Source organism: Pantoea sp. Ap-967 (assembly GCF_011752565.1).
In the GTDB taxonomy this organism is placed as follows: Bacteria; Pseudomonadota; Gammaproteobacteria; order Pseudomonadales; family Pseudomonadaceae; genus Aquipseudomonas.
The window spans coordinates 28166-43043 of sequence record NZ_VWXK01000039.1 but is presented as its reverse complement, the minus strand read 5'-3'; the positions used below and the strand labels follow the sequence as shown (position 1 = coordinate 43043).

General features: G+C 63.3%; 12 protein-coding genes. 5 read left to right on the top strand and 7 right to left on the bottom strand.

What is annotated here, in order from left to right:
- Positions 1-2 precede the first annotated feature (2 nt).
- The 4 genes from truB (at position 3) to F3J45_RS26665 (ending at position 4311) form a co-directional block, all read left to right on the top strand.
- A complete protein-coding gene (gene truB, locus F3J45_RS26680; RefSeq protein ID WP_167070144.1) occupies positions 3-920 on the top strand; it encodes a tRNA pseudouridine(55) synthase TruB in 918 nt (305 codons plus the stop codon).
- Positions 921-1070: 150 nt separating this feature from the next.
- The gene (rpsO, locus tag F3J45_RS26675) at positions 1071-1340 is read left to right on the top strand and encodes a 30S ribosomal protein S15 (RefSeq protein WP_003249971.1); all 270 of its coding nucleotides are present in this window, start codon (positions 1071-1073) and stop codon (positions 1338-1340) included.
- A 250-nt stretch (positions 1341-1590) separates the two neighbouring features.
- Positions 1591-3696: a polyribonucleotide nucleotidyltransferase gene (gene pnp / locus F3J45_RS26670; protein WP_167070142.1), complete on the top strand. Its 2106-nt coding sequence runs from the start codon at positions 1591-1593 to the stop codon at positions 3694-3696.
- 264 nt (positions 3697-3960) lie between these two features.
- Positions 3961-4311, top strand: coding sequence for a BON domain-containing protein (locus F3J45_RS26665; RefSeq protein WP_167070140.1), 351 nt, complete (start codon positions 3961-3963; stop codon positions 4309-4311).
- Positions 4312-4390: 79 nt separating this feature from the next.
- Here F3J45_RS26665 and F3J45_RS26660 read toward each other — a convergent pair whose 3' ends face one another.
- Positions 4391-4693: a putative quinol monooxygenase gene (locus F3J45_RS26660; protein WP_167070138.1), complete on the bottom strand. Its 303-nt coding sequence runs from the start codon at positions 4691-4693 to the stop codon at positions 4391-4393.
- Between the two features lie 60 nt (positions 4694-4753).
- On the opposite strand from F3J45_RS26660, the gene F3J45_RS26655 reads away from it, so the two are divergent.
- Positions 4754-5167 (top strand): VOC family protein, encoded by a 414-nt coding sequence (locus tag F3J45_RS26655; protein WP_167070136.1) that lies wholly within the window; start codon positions 4754-4756, stop codon positions 5165-5167.
- Positions 5168-5273: 106 nt separating this feature from the next.
- Here the strand turns inward: F3J45_RS26655 and F3J45_RS26650 are convergent, their stop codons facing one another.
- The 6 genes from F3J45_RS26650 to panB form a co-directional block, all read right to left on the bottom strand.
- The gene (locus tag F3J45_RS26650) at positions 5274-8210 is read right to left on the bottom strand and encodes a DUF748 domain-containing protein (protein WP_167070134.1); all 2937 of its coding nucleotides are present in this window, start codon (positions 8208-8210) and stop codon (positions 5274-5276) included.
- Between the two features lie 78 nt (positions 8211-8288).
- Positions 8289-9158 carry an oxygenase MpaB family protein gene (locus F3J45_RS26645; RefSeq protein WP_167070132.1) on the bottom strand — a complete coding sequence of 290 codons (870 nt, stop codon included), beginning with the start codon at positions 9156-9158 and terminating at the stop codon, positions 8289-8291.
- 39 nt (positions 9159-9197) lie between these two features.
- Positions 9198-11132: an acetate--CoA ligase gene (acs, locus tag F3J45_RS26640; RefSeq protein WP_167070130.1), complete on the bottom strand. Its 1935-nt coding sequence runs from the start codon at positions 11130-11132 to the stop codon at positions 9198-9200.
- A 181-nt stretch (positions 11133-11313) separates the two neighbouring features.
- A complete protein-coding gene (pgi, locus tag F3J45_RS26635; RefSeq protein WP_167070128.1) occupies positions 11314-12978 on the bottom strand; it encodes a glucose-6-phosphate isomerase in 1665 nt (554 codons plus the stop codon).
- Positions 12979-13195: 217 nt separating this feature from the next.
- The gene (gene panC / locus F3J45_RS26630) at positions 13196-14059 is read right to left on the bottom strand and encodes a pantoate--beta-alanine ligase (protein ID WP_167070126.1); all 864 of its coding nucleotides are present in this window, start codon (positions 14057-14059) and stop codon (positions 13196-13198) included.
- The gene (gene panB / locus F3J45_RS26625) at positions 14056-14856 is read right to left on the bottom strand and encodes a 3-methyl-2-oxobutanoate hydroxymethyltransferase (RefSeq protein WP_167070124.1); all 801 of its coding nucleotides are present in this window, start codon (positions 14854-14856) and stop codon (positions 14056-14058) included. Before panB ends, panC begins: the two co-directional genes overlap by 4 nt.
- Positions 14857-14878: the final 22 nt, after the last annotated feature.

Sequence of the window (14878 nt, the reverse complement as noted above, 5' to 3'; positions counted from 1 at the left end):
TGGTGGCCCAGGTCAAACGTATCCGCCGCAACGTCAGCGGCATCATCCTGCTCGACAAGCCGCTGGGCTTCACCTCCAACGCTGCGCTGCAGAAGGTTCGCTGGCTGCTCAATGCCGAGAAGGCCGGCCACACCGGCAGCCTCGACCCGCTGGCCACCGGCGTGCTGCCACTGTGCTTCGGTGAAGCGACCAAGTTCTCGCAGTACCTGCTCGATTCCGACAAGGGCTACGAGACGGTCATGCAGATGGGGCAGACTACCACCACGGCGGACGCTGAAGGCGAAGTGCTGCAGACCCGCGAAGTAACCGTTGGTCGCGCCGATATCGAAGCCGTTATCCCACGTTTTCGTGGTGAAATCCTTCAAGTGCCGCCGATGTACTCGGCGCTCAAGCGCGACGGCCAGCCGCTGTACAAACTGGCGCGTGCAGGAGAGGTAGTGGAGCGCGAGGCGCGTTCTGTTACTATTGGCCGCTTGGAGTTGCTTGAGTGCGAAGGCACCCGTGCACGACTGTCGGTGGGTTGCAGCAAAGGCACCTATATCCGCACCCTGGTGGAGGATATGGGCGAGGCCCTGGGCTGCGGCGCCTATGTCGCCGAGCTGCGCAGGACCCAGGCTGGGCCCTTCGCGCTGGCACAGACGGTTACCCTTGAGGAACTTGAGCAGGCCCATGCCGAAGGTGGCAACGAAGCGCTCGATCGCTTCCTGATGCCGTCCGACAGCGGGCTGCAGGACTGGCCACTGGTGTGCCTGTCCGAGCACAGCGCTTTCTACTGGCTGCATGGCCAGGCGGTGCGCGCGCCGGAGGCACCTCAGTTTGGCATGGTCCGCGTACAGGATCACAATGGCCGCTTCATCGGTATCGGTGAAGTGAGCGAAGACGGGCGCATTGCGCCGCGTCGACTGATTCGGTCGGAATGACCGAAACCACCGGCCCAGGCCTTGGCTGAAACCGGTGGCACCGAGGATGGCTGTCAGTAGGCACGGTCACACCTCATTTTATTAATACAGGGATTTGTCCCTGGCCTATTGGAACCCGTTCGCGGGGTCCGTTTAATCAGGAGAAGCCTCATGGCCCTCAGCGTTGAAGAAAAAGCTCAGATCGTTGCCGAATACCAGCAAGCCGCCGGCGATACCGGTAGCCCGGAAGTGCAGGTTGCTCTGCTGACCGCCAACATCAACAAGCTGCAAGGCCACTTCAAGGCCAACGACAAAGACCACCACTCCCGTCGTGGTCTGATTCGTATGGTTAACCAGCGTCGTAAGCTGCTGGACTACCTGAAGGGCAAAGACACCACTCGTTACAGCGCCCTGATCGGTCGCCTGGGCCTGCGTCGCTAATAGCGGCCTGGTCAGTGGTGTGCATGGCGTGTCGCAAGCTTCGGCTATGCTGCTTCGCAGCATTGTCGTCGGGCACGCCACGCGTATCTTCGAGGTTGGCAGCCTGGCAATGCCGAGTGGTTTTTTCCGCTCGGCGCCAGGCTCCCAACCTCGTGTTGTATCTGGACGGTCAATGGGGCCGATTCCCCGTTCTGCCCAAGAATTCGCAAGAAACCAGTTCCCCCAGAGCCACTGAAAAAGGTAGGAAACCGTGAACCCGGTAATCAAGAAATTCCAGTTCGGTCAATCGACCGTTACTCTCGAAACGGGCCGTATTGCCCGTCAGGCAACCGGCGCCGTGCTGGTTACCGTCGACAACGACGTCACCGTGCTGGTGACCGTGGTCGGTGCCAAGCAGGCAGACCCGGGCAAGGGCTTCTTCCCGCTGTCGGTCCACTATCAGGAAAAAACCTACGCCGCGGGCAAGATCCCAGGTGGCTTCTTCAAGCGTGAAGGCCGTCCTTCCGAGAAAGAGACCCTGACCTCGCGTCTGATCGACCGCCCGATCCGTCCGCTGTTCCCTGAAGGCTTCATGAACGAAGTGCAGGTTGTCTGCACCGTGGTTTCCACCAGCAAGAAGACCGACCCGGACATCGCCGCGATGATCGGTACTTCGGCTGCCCTGGCCATCTCCGGCATTCCGTTCGAAGGCCCGATCGGTGCCGCTCGCGTTGCCTTCCACGAAAGCACCGGCTACCTGCTGAACCCAACCTACGAGCAACTGGCTGCTTCGAGCCTGGACATGGTCGTAGCCGGTACTTCCGACGCCGTACTGATGGTTGAATCGGAAGCCCAAGAGCTGACCGAAGACCAGATGCTGGGCGCCGTGCTGTTCGCCCACGACGAATTCCAGGCTGTTATCCAGGCTGTCAAAGAGCTGGCTGCCGAAGCCGGCAAGCCGACCTGGGACTGGAAACCGGCCGTTGCCAACACCGAGCTGTTCAACGCCATCCGCGCTGAATTCGGCGAAGCCGTTTCCCAGGGCTACACCATCACCGTCAAGGCCGACCGCTATGCGCGCCTGGGCGAGCTGCGCGACCAGGCGGTTGCCAAGTTCTCCGGTGAAGAAGGCCAACCTTCGGCTGGCGAAGTCAAAGACATCTTCGGCGAGATCGAATACCGCACCGTTCGCGAAAACATCGTCAACGGCAAGCCACGTATCGACGGCCGCGACACCAAGACCGTACGCCCGCTGAACATCGAAGTTGGCGTGCTGCCGAAGACCCACGGTTCGGCCCTGTTCACCCGTGGCGAAACCCAGGCCCTGGTCGTTGCGACCCTGGGTACTGCCCGTGACGCCCAGCTGCTGGACACCCTGGAAGGCGAGAAGAAAGACCCGTTCATGCTGCACTACAACTTCCCACCGTTCTCGGTAGGTGAGTGTGGCCGCATGGGCGGTGCTGGCCGCCGCGAAATCGGCCACGGCCGTCTGGCCCGTCGTTCGGTGCAGGCCATGCTGCCAGCGGCCGACGTGTTCCCGTACACCATCCGCGTGGTGTCGGAAATCACCGAATCCAACGGTTCCAGCTCCATGGCCTCGGTTTGCGGTGCTTCCCTGGCCCTGATGGACGCCGGTGTACCGATGAAGGCGCCAGTGGCCGGTATCGCCATGGGCCTGGTCAAGGAAGGCGAGAAGTTCGCCATCCTCACCGACATCCTGGGTGACGAAGACCACTTGGGCGACATGGACTTCAAGGTAGCCGGTACCGCCAAGGGTGTTACCGCGCTGCAGATGGACATCAAGATCAACGGCATCACCGAAGAGATCATGGAAATCGCCCTGGGCCAAGCCCTGGAAGCGCGCCTGAACATCCTCGGCCAGATGAACCAGATCATTGGCGAGTCGCGTACCGAGCTGTCGGCCAACGCCCCGACCATGATCGCGATGAAGATCGACACCGACAAGATCCGTGACGTCATCGGTAAAGGTGGCGCCACCATCCGTGCCATCTGCGAAGAAACCAAGGCTTCGATCGACATCGAAGACGACGGCTCGATCAAGATTTTCGGCGAAACCAAGGAAGCGGCAGATGCTGCCAAGCAGCGCATCCTGGGCATCACCGCCGAGGCCGAGATCGGCAAGATCTACGTCGGCAAGGTCGAGCGCATTGTCGACTTCGGCGCCTTCGTCAACATCCTGCCTGGCAAGGACGGCCTGGTGCACATCTCGATGCTGAGCGATGCTCGCGTCGAGAAAGTCACCGACGTGCTCAAGGAAGGCCAGGAAGTTGAAGTGCTGGTACTGGACGTGGACAACCGCGGCCGTATCAAGCTGTCGATCAAAGACGTTGCCGCGGCCAAGGCCTCGGGCGTCTAAGCGACTGCCAAGCAACAGGAAAAGGGCCCTTCGCAGGGCCCTTTTTTCATGGCCCAAGGGAACCTTTTGTACGCTTGCATCTTGCATGCAGGTTTTCTGCGTGGGTTGCAAAATGCACGAACCATGAAACTATGGTGTGTAGCTAAGTCATTGATTTATAAGGAAACAAGCGAAGCGGAAAAGCTGGCACAGCAGATGCAACTACCTTCATACCTGCCGCCAGGACTCACGGCGCAGACCTTTCGAAAAACAGGAGTGACCCACATGAAGAAGTTCGCCATTGCTGCCGCTACTGCTACCGCTCTGACCCTGACCATGGCTAATGCGGCCTTCGCCCAACAGTCCACCCAGGCCCCGATGACGCTGGCGGCCGGTGAGGTGACCAAAGCCAAGGAAGCGACCTCGGACACTTGGATCACTACCAAGGTCAAATCTGACCTGCTGACCGAAAAAGGCATCCCAGGTAGCGACATCAAGGTCGAAACCAATAAAGGTGTCGTATCGCTGTCGTCGACCACTGCCGTGACCGAATCGCAGAAGAAAATGGCCGTTGATATCACCAAGAAAATCAAAGGCGTGAAGGCTGTGTCTGCTGACGGCCTGAAAGCCGAATAAGGAATGTCCCGTCGGCCAAACGGATTTGGCCACCTTTCCCAAAAGCCTCGGCGAACGCCGGGGCTTTTCATTGGTGCGCTCAGTACACCGGGTTGCGGGCGATCACATCGCTTTCGAAGCATTCCTGCTCCAATACCAGCGGCTCGACCAGCGGCCGGCTGTCGCGAAAATGTGCCGTCTGGGTGTGGGCTTCATAGGCGTCGTCATCGCGGTAAATTTCATAGAGATAGATGACGTCCGGGTCGAGGCGGTCCTGGGACACATCGAACACCAGGCAACCCGGTTCGGTGGCCACCGAAGCGGCAGCATTGACCTTGATGGCCGTGAGAAAGGCGTCGGCGCAACCGGGCTTGACGCGGGTCTTGATGAACAGGCTATACACAGGGCGGTCCTTTTGTTTTACATTCTCACATGAATTGTATACAAAAATGGAGCTTCGCCAATGTCCGAATTGCCTGCCCGCCCTGGCCGCCTCAACGGCTTGCGTCACATTGCCCTGCTGGTGCCGAACCTGGAGGAGTGCGAGCGTTTCTACGTGGATGTCATGGGCATGGAGGTGCTGAGCCGCGCCAATGAAGACCTGGTGTACCTGACCTGCGGTAACGACAACCTGTCGCTGGGGCGTGGAGTAGGGGCGGCGAACGGCTTGCAGACCCTGGACCATTACGGGTTCATCGTCGACAGCGTCGAGGAGCTGGAGGCGTGGTACCAGTACTTCAAGGCGCGTGGGGTGACCTTGCTCGACCGGCCGTTCAACCATGGGGATGGGGCGCGCAGCTTCCATTTGCTGGACCCGGCGGGGAACAAGGTGCAGCCGCTGTATCACCCGGCGGTTTCAGGGCAGCGGTTAGTGTAAGCCTGTGGCGGCCTCTTCGCGGGGCAAGCCCGCTCCTACAAAGGTGTGCTGACATCCTTGTAGGAGCGGGCTTGCCCCGCGAAGAGGCCAGACCTGTTCAACTCAATCACTCCGCATCCAGGTGCATCGGGGTAATCACCCGCCCATCACCCTCAGCCTGCCCCAGACTGGTGTCGATAAAGTAAACCCGGTCATCCTCAAGCTTGCCCTTGTCCACCAGGTAATCCTTGATGCTACTGGCCCGCTCTTGCCCCAAGGTGCGCAGCAGCGGTGTGCTCTCGGCCCATGACTTGATCACCGCCTCGCGCAGCTTGGCGGTACGTTCATCGCGGCTCAGTTTCTCCCACTCGGCCGGCGGCTGCTGCTTGAGGCGAGTGCGGTAGATGCCCTCAAGCATCGCCGGCTTGTCACTGTCATCGACCACCAGCATCGAGGCATTGGCCGGCACCTTGTCACCGCGCCGCTGCAGGATCTTGTACCAGGTCGCCTGATACTCGCGCTCCAGGCGCTGCTGGGCAATCAACGGCCCGTCGCTGCTTTGTGCGGCGGTGCCTTCGATTTCCAGGCGCAGCTCCGGGCGTTCCTTGAGCGCTGCGGCAAGCTTGTCCAGGGTCGACTGGGCATCACCGCCAAGCTCGCTGGAGCCTGGGGCGAAAGCGACGGTGCCCAGGTCTTGCGAGCCACCGCCGGCAATCAGCCCGCCGATGAACTTGAACGGCGCCTGGGCTGCGCGCAGCACCAGGTTGCGCAGGGTTTGCCAGACGATTGGCATCACGCTGAACTGCGGGTTATTGAGGTCGCCGGTGACGGGAAGCTCGATGGATATCCTGCCTTCGGTGTCCTTGAGCAGGGCAATGGCCAGGCGAATCGGCAGGTCCACGGCATCCGGGCTGTCGACCTTTTCACCCAGTTGCAATTGCTCGACCACCAGCTTGTTCTCGGCCTTCAATTGGCCATTGGTGATCAGGTAGTGCAGGTCGAGGTTCAGCCGGCCCTTGCGGATGCGGAACCCGGCGAACTTGCCGGAGTAGGGCGTCAGGGTGGTGAGCTCGACGCGCTTGAAACTGGTGGCGATGTCCAGGCTGGCCAGCGGGTTGAAGGGGTTCAGTGCACCCTTGATGGTGACCGGTGCATAGCGGTCGACCTTGCCTTTGACATCGACCTTGGCCGGCACGGGCTTGCGGTTGTCGAGGGTGCCGATCTGGCCGTTGAGCTGCTGCACGGCGGTGGCAAAGTTCGGGGTGAGGGTCAGGTCGGCGAAGTTGGCCGAGCCGTCGTTGATGTCGATCTGGCCGACGTGGATACCCAGGGGCTTGCTGGCGGCGGCACTGGCCGGTTTGGCCTTGCCAGCGCTGGGCGCGCCTGCCGGTTGTGGGATAAGCAGGTCATCGACGTTGGTGGTGCGATCCTCGTTGATGATGAAGCGCGCATAGGGTTGGCGCAGGGTCACCTTGTCGATCGACAGGGCATCGCCATGCACGTACGACAGGCCGTCGACGTTAACCTGTTCCCACTTCACGAAGTCCCGGTCCTTGATGGTATCCAGGGTATGCAACTGGTTGACCTGGGCCTTGCCGGTGACGCTGAACGCCAGTGGGTCGACGCGCTTGAGGTCAACCTTGAGGTCACTGGCCAGCATACCGCTGCGCAGCTCCAGGCGGATGAACGGGCTGATGTAGGCCTGGGCCACGCGCAGGTCGATGTCCCGGGTGCTGACATCGAGCCGGGCGGTGACCGGCGCCAGGTTGACTTCGCCTGCGGCCTGCAGCTTGCCCTGCTTGCCCACGCCGGTGTCGAGCTTGAGGGTGAAGGGCGACTGGTTGAGGCTGTCGAAGCCTTGCAGGTCGAGGTTCAGCGGGCCGAGATCCAGGGCCACCGGTTCTTTCTGGCTGCGGTCGGCCAGGTGCACCTGGTAATTGCGCAGTTGCACATCCTTGAGCAGCACCTGCCAGGGTTTGCCCGGTTGCTTGGCGGCCTGCTCTTCAGGCGTGGGCTCGGCTGCGGCCAGCTCGGCCTTTTCCTTCGCCGTGGCGTTGGCCGGTTGCTCGGCGAACAGCTTCTGCCAGTCGAGCTGGCCGTCCTTTTCCAGGGCGGCCCAGGTTTCCAGCTGTTCGCTGCGCACCTTGCCGACGGTGACGAGCTGCTTGGCCAGGTCGACGGAGGTTTCGCTCACCTGCAGGCTGGCCAGGCGCACCAGGGGGCGGCCATCGGGGGCCTGGAGGTTGAACGGCGCCACCTTGATCGAGGCATTTTCCAGTAGCAGCTCAGTGCCCTTGGACAGGTTGATCGTGTAGTGGGTGTCGAGGCTCAGGGTGCCCTCTTCCAGCACCAGCGGCAGGGCATCGCGCACATAGGGCCAGAACAGCTTCATCTTGCCGTCGGTGACCTTGAGCGTGCCCTGCGAGGCGACTGGCGACAGGCTCAGGGTGCCGGCCCAGTCGATACGCCCGCCGTTGGGGCCCTGGGCGACCAGGGTCATGTCGGCGTTGTCGTCGGGCAGGGTGCTGAGGTTTTTCAGCTCCAGGTTCATGTCGTCGTAAAGAAATTCGATCGGCTCGCTCGGGCGCTTGTCTTCGAAATGCAGGTAGCCGCCGTTGAGCTTGATACTGGCGATGCGCAGGGGGAATGGCTTGCCAGGCGGCTCGTCGGCCTTGGGCTGGCTGGGCGGCAACTTGAACAGCTGGGTCAGGTTGAGCGTGCCGTCCTTGGCGAACAGCACCTCGTTGCGTGGCTTGTCGAGCTCCACGGCCTGCAGGTGCAGGGCGCCGCTCCACAGGCTGTCGAGCGCCAGGTTGGCGTACAGGCGCTCGAAGCCGACCTGCTCCTTGCCCGGCTCGCCCAGCTGCAGGCCCCACAGTGTCAGCTCCAGGCTGAACGGGTTGAGTTCGATGCGTTGCAGGTGCGCCGGCACGGTGGCGTACTGCGCCAGCTGCTGGTTGGCGATACGCAAGGCGACACCGGGCAGAATGAGGAAGCCAAGCAGGCTGTAGAGGGCCAGCAAGGCCAGCACGGCGCCAAGGGCGCGGATCAATCCTTTGTACATGTGTCGCTTCGTCTGTCTAAGCAGGAATGCTTGGAGTATGGCAGGTTAAATCGGTTCCGCCGGGGCGATCCTACGGCCTTATTCAATGCCCATGCGGCGCTTGGCACGGTGTGCCGAGCCGTCGCGCATGGCCCAGCGCAGCAGCGGCGCAGTGCGTTGCAGGCCCAGGCGCACCAGGCGCCGCTGCAGCGGCCCTTGCTGCAAGCCGAGCATGGCCTGGGCCCAGTCTGGCAGCAGGTCGATGCCGGCCTTGAGCATCAGCTTGCCGACCGGCTCGGCCAGGCGGCTGGGCGCCGGGGCGGCAAGCAGGACGCCGACCACCTCCAGGCTGTGGGCGCTGCACTGCAGTTGCGGGCGCATGCGTTGCAGGTAGTCTTCCACCTGCTGGCACGAGCGCGGCACGTCGCGGGCACCCAGGCGCTCGGCAATCAGGGCGATTTCGGCGTAGTAGGCGTCTTGCTCGGTGCGGCTCATGCTGGGGTTGCGGTAGCGCCGGTGGGCGGCGAGAAAGCTGCTGACCTCGGCCACATGCACCCAGGTCAGCAGGTCGGGGTCACTGGCGGCATAGGGGCGGCCGTCGGGCGCGGTGCCGGTTACCTGCAGGTGAATGGTGCGCACCTTGTCGAGCAACCACTCGGCATCACGGGTGGAGCCGAACGTGGTGCCGGAGATGAACTGGCTGGTGCGGCGCAAGCGGCCGAGCAGGTCTTCACGGAAGTTCGAGTGGTCCCAGACCCCGGCCAGGGCCAGTGGGTGCAACAACTGCAGCAGCAAGGCGCCGATGCCGCCCACCAGCATGCTCGGGAAGTCGCCATGCACCTGCCAGCTGACGCTGTGCGGCCCGAACAGGCCCGGGTCGCCCTTGGGCGATTCGAGGTGGAGCTGGCCGAGGGCCAGCCCGGTAAGGCTCATGACCTGGGTTTCGATGCGGCGGCGTAGGGCTTCCATGGCGTCCTGCGAATGCGGGCGGCCATGGCAGTGGCCGCGCTATTGATTAAGGCGTTTGTCGATCAACCCCTGCACCACGCTCGGGTCGGCCAGGGTCGAGGTATCGCCCAGGTTGTCCAGCTCGTTGCAGGCGATCTTGCGCAGTATACGCCGCATGATCTTGCCCGAGCGGGTCTTGGGCAAGGCCGGGGCCCATTGGATCAGTTCAGGCTTGGCGAAGCTGCCGATTTCCTTACTGACCAGCGCCAGCAGCTCGGCCTTGAGCGCATCGTCTGGCGTTACCCCGTTCATCGGGGTGACGAAGGCGTACACGCCCTGGCCCTTGAGGTCGTGGGGGTAGCCGACCACGGCCGCCTCGGCCACGCTGTCATGCAGCACCAGGGCGCTTTCTACTTCGGCAGTGCCGATACGGTGGCCGGAGACGTTGATCACATCGTCGATACGGCCGGTGATCCAGTAGTCGCCGTCGGCATCGCGGCGGGCGCCGTCGCCGGTGAAGTAGTAGCCGGGCATGGGCTTGAAGTAGGTTTCGACCATGCGCGCGTGGTCGCCGTAGACGCTGCGGATCTGCCCGGGCCAGCTGGCCTTGATGACCAGCAGGCCGGCACCGGGGCCGTCGATCGGCTTGCCCTTTTCGTCCAGCAGCACCGGTTGCACGCCGAACATCGGCTGGGTGGCGCAACCGGGTTTGAGCCTGTCGGCGCCGGGCAGGGGGGTGAGCATGATGCCGCCGGTTTCGGTCTGCCACCAGGTGTCGACGATGGGGCAGCGCTTCTGCCCGACTTCCTCGAAATACCATTCCCAGGCTTCCGGGTTGATGGGTTCGCCAACACTGCCGAGCAGGCGCAGGCTCTTGCGTGAGGTGCCCTGCAGGGGCCCGCTGCCCTCGCGCATGAGGGCGCGCAGGGCCGTGGGGGCGGTGTAGAAGATGTTCACCTGGTGCTTGTCGATCACCTGCCAGAAGCGCGAGGTGTCGGGGTAGTTGGGCACGCCTTCGAACATCAGCGAAACCGCGCCGTTGGCCAGGGGGCCATAGACGATATAGCTGTGGCCGGTGACCCAGCCGACGTCGGCGGTGCACCAGAACACCTCGCCGTCACGGTAGTCGAACACCACCTTGAAGGTCATGGCCGCCTGCAACAGGTAGCCGCCGGTGGTGTGCAGCACGCCCTTGGGTTTGCCGGTGCTGCCGGAGGTGTAGAGGATGAACAGCGGGGCTTCGGCGTCCATCGGCTCGGGCGGGCAGTCGTCGCCGGCCTGTTCGGTGGCGGCGTGGTACCACAGGTCGCGGCCCTCGCTCCAGGGCACATCGGCACCGGTGCGGCGCACCACGAACACGCTGCTGACGGCGGGGCAACTGGCCAGGGCCTTGTCGACGTTAAGCTTGAGCGGTACGCGCTTGCCACCACGCACGCCTTCATCGGCGGTGATCAGCGTGCGGCAGTCGGCGTCGAGAATGCGGTCGCGCAGGGCATCGGGGGAGAAACCACCGAACACCACCGAATGCACGGCGCCGATGCGGGTGCAGGCAAGCATGGCGTAGGCGGCTTCGGGAATCATCGGCATGTAGATGCACACCCGGTCGCCTTTTTTCACGCCGCGCGCCTTCAGCGCATTGGCCAGGCGGCAGACTTCGCGGTGCAGTTCGCGGTAGCTGATGGCTTTCGAGTCGTTGGGGTCGTCGCCTTCCCAGAGCAGGGCGGTTTGTTCACCGCGCTGGGCCAAGTGGCGGTCGATGCAGTTGTAGCTGACGTTCAGCTGGGCGCCATCGAACCAGCGCGCGCTGCCGGTGTTCAGGTCGCATTGCTGGACGCTGGACCAGGGTTTGATCCAGTCCAGGCGCTTGGCCTGTTCGGCCCAGAAGGCATCGGGGTCGTCGACCGACTGGCGGTAGAGGCGGCGGTAGTCGTCGGTGGAGAGGGTGGCGGATTGGCTCACGGCCAGGGCCTGGGGATACTGCTTGAGATCGAACATGGCGGGTGGTCCTGCTCTTGTGAGGGGCGAGGGACAGCAGCGGCTATTCGATGGACAGTGTAGCTGGGGGGCGTGTTCCGTCAGTGCCGGCCCTTTCGCGGGGCAAGCCCGCTCCTACAGGGCACGTGTACAACCTGTAGGAGCGGGCTTGCCCCGCGAAGAGGCCGGCACAGGAGTCAGATCACCCGCGATGACGGCCGCGGAAGTAGTTGATCAGGCCCTGGGTAGAGCCGTCTTCGGCGCTGTCTTCCAGGCTGCCGACCAGGCGCTGGTACACACCTTTGCCCAGTTCCTTGCCCAGCTCCACGCCCCACTGGTCGAAGGCGTTGATGCCCCAGATCACGCTCTGCACGAATACCTTGTGCTCGTACATGGCGACCAGCGCGCCGAGGCGGCGTGGGCTGATGCGCTCGACCACCAGGGTGTTGCTCGGGCGGTTGCCGGGAATCACCTTGTGCGGGGCGAGCTTCTCGATGTCCGCCTCGTTCAGGCCTTTCTGGCGCAGCTCTGCCTCGGCTTCCTCGCGGGTCTTGCCCAGCATCAGTGCCTGGCTTTGCGACAGGCAGTTGGCGTACAGCCACTGGTGATGGTCGGCAACCGGGTTGAAGCTCACCACTGGCACGATGAAGTCGGCCGGAATCAGTTGGGTGCCCTGGTGCAGCAGCTGGTGGTAGGCGTGTTGGCCGTTGCAGCCGACGCCGCCCCAGATCACCGGGCCGGTTTCGGTTTTCACCGGGGTGCCGTCCTGCAGCACGCTCTTGCCGTTGGACTCCATGTCCAGCTGTTGCAGGTGCTTGGTGATGTTGCGCAGGTAGTGGTCGTACGGCAGGATCGCGTGGCTGCTGGCGCCCCAGAAATTGCCATACCACACGCCCAGCAGGGCCAGCAGCACCGGCATGTTCTTGTCGAACGGCGCAGTCTGGAAATGCTGGTCCATGGTGTAGGCGCCGGACAGCAGTTCCTTGAAGTTGGCGGTGCCGATGGCCAGGGCAATCGGCAGGCCGATGGCCGACCACAGCGAATAACGCCCACCCACCCAGTCCCACATCGGGAAGATGTTCTCTTCACGGATGCCGAAGGCCACGGCGGCGGCCTTGTTGCTGGACACGGCGATGAAGTGGCGATATAGCTCGGCTTCCGAACCGCCCTGGGCCAGGTACCAGGTACGCGCGGCGATGGCGTTCTTCAGGGTTTCGAGGGTGTTGAACGATTTCGACGAAACGATGAACAGGGTGGTTTCGGCGCGCAGGTTGGCCGACAGCTCATGGAATTCGCTGCCGTCGATATTGGCCAGGTAGTGGCAGCGCACGCCACGCTGGGCGTAGGGCAGCAGGGCTTCGGAGACAAGCTCCGGGCCAAGGAACGAGCCGCCGATGCCGATGTTGACCACGTCGGTGATCGGCTTTTCGCTGTAGCCGCGCCACAGGCCGTCATGGATGCGGCCGACCAGCTCGGTGATCTGGTTCAGCACTTTGTGCACGTCGGGCATCACGTTGACGCCATTGACGCTGAGCTTGTCGCCTACCGGGCGGCGCAGGGCGGTGTGCAACACCGGGCGGCCTTCGGAGGCGTTGATGATCTCGCCGTTGAACATCGACTGGATGGCGTCCTGAAGGCCGACCTGGTCAGCCAGGTTCACCAGCAGGTCACGGGTTTCATCGGTGATCAGGTTTTTCGAGTAGTCCAGGAACAGCCCGCAGCTGCTCAGGGAGAACTGCTCGAAGCGCTTGGCGTCGGCGGCAAAGGCTTCGCGCATGCTGAAGCCTTGCATGGCGTCGCGGTGTTTCTGCAGTGCCTGCCAGGCAGGCAGGGCCGTAACATCGTGGGGAGTGCGGTAATACGCCATTGCGCGGAATTCCTTGCTGTAGCGCAGCGATAACGGCTGCGTGGTGTGCCTTGGACAGGGCAGTCATTGCCGGGTTCAAGCTGGCACCATTATAGGCAAAGGCCGTGCGCAGGGAATGGGATTTTGGGGGCGCGCGCTGCGCCCCACTCACGCCTCGACAATCCTTGTGTAGGAGCGGGCTTGCCCCGCGAATGGGCTGCAAAGCAGCCCCAGGCCATCACGCGGTCTTCTCACCCACATGCAAGTAAAGGTTATCAATCAGCCGCGTGTTACCCAGGTAAGCCGCCACCAGTATCACCAGGTCCCGGTCGCCAAACGCCGCCGGGCGCAGGCTCAGTGCATGGCGCACTTCCAGGTAGTCAGGCCGCAGCCCTGCAGCTTCCAGCTGCGCCTTGCCTTCTTCGACCAGCGCAGCGAAATCCACCTGGCCACGGACAATGGCTTCACCCAGCTGTTTCAGCGTGCGATACACCACAGGCGCCGTGGCACGCTGTTCCGGCGTCAGGTAGCCGTTGCGCGACGACAGCGCCAGGCCGTCTTCGGCCCGTACGGTCGGCTCGCCAATGATCTGGATCGGCATGTTCAGGTCGCGCACCATGGCGCGGATCACCGCCAACTGCTGGTAGTCCTTTTCACCGAACACGGCCAGGTCCGGCTGAACCATGTTGAACAGCTTGCTGACCACCGTCGCCACGCCTTCGAAATGCCCCGGGCGGCTGGCCCCGCACAGGCCTTCGGACAGCGCGGGCACGCTGACGCGGGTTTGCACGGCCATGCCGTCGGGGTACATCTCTTCGACCGTGGGGGCGAACAGCAAATGGCAGCCGGCATCGAGCAGGCGCTGTTGGTCGGCGGCCAGGGTACGCGGGTACTTGTCGAGGTCTTCGTTGGCGCCAAACTGCAGCGGGTTGACGAAGATGCTGGCCACCACGAAATCGGCACGCTGGGCGGCCTTGGTCACCAGTGCGGCGTGGCCGCTGTGCAGGTTGCCCATGGTCGGCACAAAGGCGATACGCTTGCCTTCACCGCGGGCGCGAGCGACGGCGGCGCGCAGTTCGCGGACGGTCTTGACTGTGTTCATGCACTGAATCCGTGTTCACTGGCGGGGAAGGTGACGTCCTTGACGGCCTGCACATAGGCCGCCAGGGCGCTCTGGATGTCGGGCTGGCCGGCCATGAAGTTCTTCACGAACTTCGGTACCCGCCCGCTCAACGACAGCCCCAGCATGTCATGCAGGACCAGCACTTGGCCGTCGGTAGCGCTTCCCGCGCCGATGCCGATGACCGGAATGCCGACGGCCTGGGAAATTTCCGCCGCCAGCTCGCTGGGCACGCATTCGAGCAGCAGCATGGCCGCACCGGCCTGCTCCAGGGCAATGGCGTCGGCGCGCATCTGCCGCGCCTGGGCTTCCTGGCGGCCCTGAACCTTGTAGCCACCAAGTACATTGACGGTCTGCGGGGTCAGGCCCATGTGCGCGCACACCGGCACGCCGCGCTCGGCCAGCAGGCGGATGGTATCGGCCAGCCAGGCGGCGCCTTCGAGTTTGATCATGTGCGCGCCGGCCTGCATCAGCGTGGCGCAGTTGGCGAAGGCCTGCTCGGGCGTGGCATGGGCCATGAAGGGCAGGTCGGCGAGAATCAGCGCACCGTCGTTGCCGCGCTTCACGCAGGCGGTGTGGTAGGCCATTTCGGCGGTGGTAACGGGCAGCGTGCTGTCGTGGCCCTGCAGGACCATTCCCAGGGAATCGCCCACCAACAGCACTTCGACGCCCGCCTGGCTGGCGGCCTTGGCAAAGGTCGCGTCGTAGCAGGTCAGCATGGTGATCTTTTCACCCTTGGCCTTGAGGCCGTGCAGGGTGGTCAGGGTTACTTCAGGCATGTAGGAAATTCCTCGTTCAGGC

Bases quoted from the DNA above. Each gene is read 5' to 3' on its own strand.
- panB (WP_167070124.1), bottom strand. From the start codon at position 14,856: ATGCCTGAAGTAACCCTGACCACCCTGCACGGCCTCAAGGCCAAGGGT.
- F3J45_RS26645 (WP_167070132.1), bottom strand. From the start codon at position 9,158: ATGGAAGCCCTACGCCGCCGCATCGAAACCCAGGTCATGAGCCTTACC.
- F3J45_RS26655 (WP_167070136.1), top strand. From the start codon at position 4,754: ATGTCCGAATTGCCTGCCCGCCCTGGCCGCCTCAACGGCTTGCGTCAC.
- F3J45_RS26650 (WP_167070134.1), bottom strand. From the start codon at position 8,210: ATGTACAAAGGATTGATCCGCGCCCTTGGCGCCGTGCTGGCCTTGCTG.
- acs (WP_167070130.1), bottom strand. From the start codon at position 11,132: ATGTTCGATCTCAAGCAGTATCCCCAGGCCCTGGCCGTGAGCCAATCC.
- F3J45_RS26665 (WP_167070140.1), top strand. From the start codon at position 3,961: ATGAAGAAGTTCGCCATTGCTGCCGCTACTGCTACCGCTCTGACCCTG.
- pgi (WP_167070128.1), bottom strand. From the start codon at position 12,978: ATGGCGTATTACCGCACTCCCCACGATGTTACGGCCCTGCCTGCCTGG.
- rpsO (WP_003249971.1), top strand. From the start codon at position 1,071: ATGGCCCTCAGCGTTGAAGAAAAAGCTCAGATCGTTGCCGAATACCAG.
- panC (WP_167070126.1), bottom strand. From the start codon at position 14,059: ATGAACACAGTCAAGACCGTCCGCGAACTGCGCGCCGCCGTCGCTCGC.